Genomic DNA, 4,008 nt, shown 5'->3' with positions numbered 1-4,008 from the left:
CATGCGGCTTCCGGTGCCCTCCCTTGATCGCGCCGGCCTTCCGGCTTCGCTGGGCCACGCAAACCCTCATCGCATTGGAACGGATCGCCTCCTAGCCCTGGAGTGTTTCGCTGTCCTGCAGGAGGCGGCGCGCTCGCGCGCGTGTTCATTGAAAAGCAAAGCACGCACCCCTAAACGCTTGGCCCAGATCGTCAAGAAGCATGCCAAAGCCGGGGCATCGAGGTGCAAAAAAGAATGCAGACGACAACCGAAAGCGGTTGACAACAGATAGGCAAAAGCCAGATAATACGCACCAAGGGAGGCAATAACGACCTTCCAGTTTCACCCCGTCAACGTATAGGAAATCAGGCCATGCAAAGCATTGGTGAAAAAGTTGAAACCATCGTCCTGGCCCGCGCAAGCGGTGAATATGGTTTGTACCTGGGCAGCAGCCCTCAAACCTTCGGCGCGGCTCGCGTCCAGGGAATGACGTTCAAGGTTGGCACTTGTGTCGAGCTTGGCCCCTTCCCGATTTTTCACGTTGAAACCGGCGTCACTGAATACGCCGAGTGCCGCGACGAGATTGCTTGTGCTGTTGATCGCATCGTGCGCAAGGTGAAATTTGAGGAGCGTCAGGCGGATCTGGCCAAAGGCGTGGAAGCCCTCAAGGCTGCAGGTTACTCGGCCGAGCTGCAGGGCGGTTCTATCAAGGTTCAAGACCCCGTTTATACCCAGCGCGGCGGCAGCAGCCAAAAGACCTTTGAGCCTATCTGGCTGGATGCCTGGAATATCCGGGCCGAGGTTGCCCGCTTCATTGACGTGCGTTCGTGAGGGGCTGGCCATGACACTGACCTACCCCTGCCTTGATGCTGACATTGTGGCAATTGCCTGCCTTATCGCCTTTATCGCCGGCCTCGCGGTCGGCCAGGCCTGCAACTTCTGGAGCCGGAAGCCATGAACAACAGTAATACAACCGAAACCCCGTTGAGCCGCGACCAGGCGCTAAAGCTGATTTACCGGCACACTCACCGCGACTACCGGGGGAAGCTGGCCGATGGCACTAAAAGCATTCTGACCATTCGCGGCATTGTTGCCCTGGATGACCTGACAGAAGCCGAGGTTAGCGACCGCCTGCCGTTGGCTCGGCGCAAGGAGGCCGAGCGCCTGCAGGCGAAAGCGCCAAAGGTTCAGGAGTTCCAGCAGCTCCCGCACCCGTCGATTATTGATCCCTTTGAAGATGGCCGCGCAGTGCGCAGCAAGGGGGGCAAATGAAAGCCTTGTTTGTCGCCCTGGCCTGCAGCCTGCTGGCCGGCTGCGCTTCGCCGGCATCGAGTCCTTATGTCAATGCTAGCCAGACTTTCCGCGCGAATGGTGACGCCTTCGGCGTCCCATTGTCCGGGGCTGTTAGGGTAGGGATCAGCGGCGGCGGCCTGTACATTCAACCTAATTTCAATATGCGTCAGATTCGACTGACCAAGTAACAAGGGGGGATATTTTCGCGCCCGCGAAAATATAAGGATTGCTGCAGAGCGTTGACGACTTCTAAGCCCTGGCTATTAGCTGGGGTTTTTTTTGCTATTTGACAACTGAAAACGGTTGACAACAGATAGGCGAAAGCCAGATAATACGCACCAAGGAAGGCAATAACGACCTTCCAGTTTTCGCCCCGTCAACGTACCAAGAGAGCCCGACCATGTTTGAAGATGCCGAAGTTATCAGCCGCTACACCCGCGCCGATGCCCTTGCCGATGGTTCGCTTGTGGATGTTACCCAAACAGCCAAAGAGGCCGGCTTTCTTTTCCCGGTCGCAGTCACCCAGGCGACCTGGCTTGATTGCGTTGCGTGGGGGGCTACTGAGAAGGCTAACAAGCCGCAAGCCCTGCAGGATGAAGCCGGCCGTTTGTGGGATGTTGTTTATATGGCCTTCCTAGCCGCCCGCAGCAACCGCGAAGCCTCCCGCCTGGAATTCAGCGTTTACCGCGTTCCGACCGATGGTCGCGGCCTCAAGGCCCGCCCGGTCAGCTTGGTTTTGCACATTGGCCCCGGTGATTCTGGCGAGCCTGTTATTACCATCATGCAGCCCCTTGAAAGCTAAGGGGCCGCGACTATGACAGCAGCACTCAGCGAACACGCGCTAGATTCCCTGGCCCAGGCTGTTCATTTCCAAACCCAATACAAGCTCCCGCTAACGGCTGCAGACGATGAAATTATCGTTGATTATTTTTGCGGCGGGGGCGGTGCTGGTACTGGCCTAGAGATTGGCTTGGGTCGCGCGGTGGCCATCGCCAAAAACCACGACGAAGCCGCTATTTCCATGCACCAGATGAACCACCCCCAGGCGGTTCACTTGCACACGGATGTTTTCGACGGCGACCCGCGCGAAGAAGTCGGCGGCCGCCGTGTCGGCTGGTTCCACATGAGCCCGGATTGCACCCACCACAGCCAAGCCAAGGGCGGACAGCCGCGCAAAAAAGCAATCCGCGACCTGGCATGGGTAGGCGTCAAATGGGCCGGCCGGGTTATGCCGCGAGTTTTGAGCCTAGAAAATGTTTCACAGCTGATTGATTGGTCGCCGCTGATCGCCAAACGCGACAAGGCCACCGGCCGAGTTATCAAGCTTGTGCCTTACATGAGCAAGGGCAAACAGAAAAGCCGACAAGTCGTCGCGGCACCCGGCGAGCGGGTGCCGGTTGAACAGCAGTACCTAATTCCAGATCCTGCGCGAAAGGGCGTCACCTGGCGGCGGTTTGTCCACCAATTGGAAGGCCTCGGCTACCAAGTGGAATGGCGGATCTTGAGTGGTTGCGACTATGGCGCGCCGACCATCCGCAAACGCCTGTACATGATTGCCCGTTGCGATGGTCAGCCCATTGTCTGGCCCGAGCCGAGCCATGCCGAAAATCCCAAGCCGTGGCAGCAGCCATGGCGGCAGGCGCATGAGTGCATAGACTGGTCAATCCCCGGCCAATCCATTTTCGGGCGCGCTGTGCCGTATGCAGACGCTACCTTGCACCGCGTGGCCAAGGGCATGGTTAAGTATGTCCTGAACAATGCAGATCCGTTCATTGTTCCGATTGCCAATTGGTCGGCCGACAGCGTGCAATCTATCCGCGCGCCGCTGCGCACAGTTACTGCCTGGCCGCGTGGTGGAAGCTTCGCCTTGGTCAGCCCTGTTATAGCGCCTCTGACGCACCAGGGCGGCGATAGGACATACAGCCCGCTCAAACCCCTGCCCACGGTTACAGCGGCCAACAGGGGCGAGCTGGCGGCCTTCTCGGCCTTCCTCGCCCAGGCAAATGGCGGTTTCAACAAGACCCCCGCGCATGACGCGCGCCGCCCTGTTTCAACCATCACCAAGACCGGCAGCCAGCAGCAGCTAATAACCGCCCACCTGGCTACCTTGCGGAAAAACTGCATCGGACGTGGCGTTGACGAGCCGTTGGCCACCATTACGGCCGGGGCCGAGCATCATGCTCTAGTTGAATACACCCTTTCGCCAGATCACGAAGCCGGCGCGCTGCGCGTTGCTGCCTTCCTGATGCAGTATTACAGCGAGGGCGGCCAGTGGGGGGCATTGGACAAGCCGTTGAACACGATCACGACCAAAGACCGCTTGGCGCTGGTGACTGTTCACCTCGACGGCGCGGCCTATGTCATCGTTGATATACGCTTGCGCATGCTGCAGCCGCATGAGCTGTTCAGGGCTCAGGGCTTCCCGGCTAACTATGTGATTGACCGCGGGCATGATGGGCGTCCGTTCACTAAAACGCAGATGGTTCGCTTTTGTGGCAACTCGGTTTGCCCGCCCGTTATGGCGGCCTTGGCCGCTGCTAACGATCCCTGGCGGCATTCTGTTCTGGCCGAAATGGCGGCTTAGCGGTTTGCGTGCATGGCGCCAGTTCCTGCCAGGGCTGGCGTCGGGCGTTCCCGGCTATCGCCGGCCGGGCTTTCGTGCTGCGCATCGAGCCGCTGATGCTCAGCGTCTCGCCCCTGTCGGGCTTCAATCCCTAACGTCTTCCGGCCTTCCAG

5 protein-coding genes are annotated in these 4,008 nt (G+C 59.1%); all 5 read left to right on the top strand.

Features of this window, described 5'->3' with window-relative positions; genetic code table 11:
• Positions 1 to 351: 351 nt before the first annotated feature.
• The gene (locus tag BLO50_RS21525; RefSeq protein WP_090256311.1) at positions 352 to 810 is read left to right on the top strand and encodes a hypothetical protein; all 459 of its coding nucleotides are present in this window, start codon (positions 352 to 354) and stop codon (positions 808 to 810) included.
• Between the two features lie 123 nt (positions 811 to 933).
• Complete coding sequence (locus tag BLO50_RS21520; RefSeq protein WP_090256310.1) at positions 934 to 1,251, top strand: hypothetical protein; 318 nt, start codon at positions 934 to 936, stop codon at positions 1,249 to 1,251.
• Positions 1,248 to 1,460, top strand: a complete 213-nt coding sequence (locus BLO50_RS21515) for a putative periplasmic lipoprotein (protein ID WP_090256309.1) — start codon at positions 1,248 to 1,250, stop codon at positions 1,458 to 1,460. Before BLO50_RS21520 ends, BLO50_RS21515 begins: the two co-directional genes overlap by 4 nt.
• Before the next feature lie 212 nt (positions 1,461 to 1,672).
• Entirely contained in the window at positions 1,673 to 2,074 is a 402-nt protein-coding gene (locus BLO50_RS21510; RefSeq protein ID WP_090256308.1) for a DUF6573 family protein, read from the top strand.
• 12 nt (positions 2,075 to 2,086) lie between these two features.
• Positions 2,087 to 3,856 carry a DNA cytosine methyltransferase gene (locus BLO50_RS21505; protein ID WP_090256307.1) on the top strand — a complete coding sequence of 590 codons (1,770 nt, stop codon included), beginning with the start codon at positions 2,087 to 2,089 and terminating at the stop codon, positions 3,854 to 3,856.
• The last annotated feature ends 152 nt before the right edge of the window (positions 3,857 to 4,008 follow it).

Source organism: Pseudomonas peli, assembly GCF_900099645.1.
GTDB lineage: Bacteria > Pseudomonadota > Gammaproteobacteria > Pseudomonadales > Pseudomonadaceae > Aquipseudomonas > Aquipseudomonas peli.
This window is presented reverse-complemented; position numbering and strand designations above follow the sequence as displayed.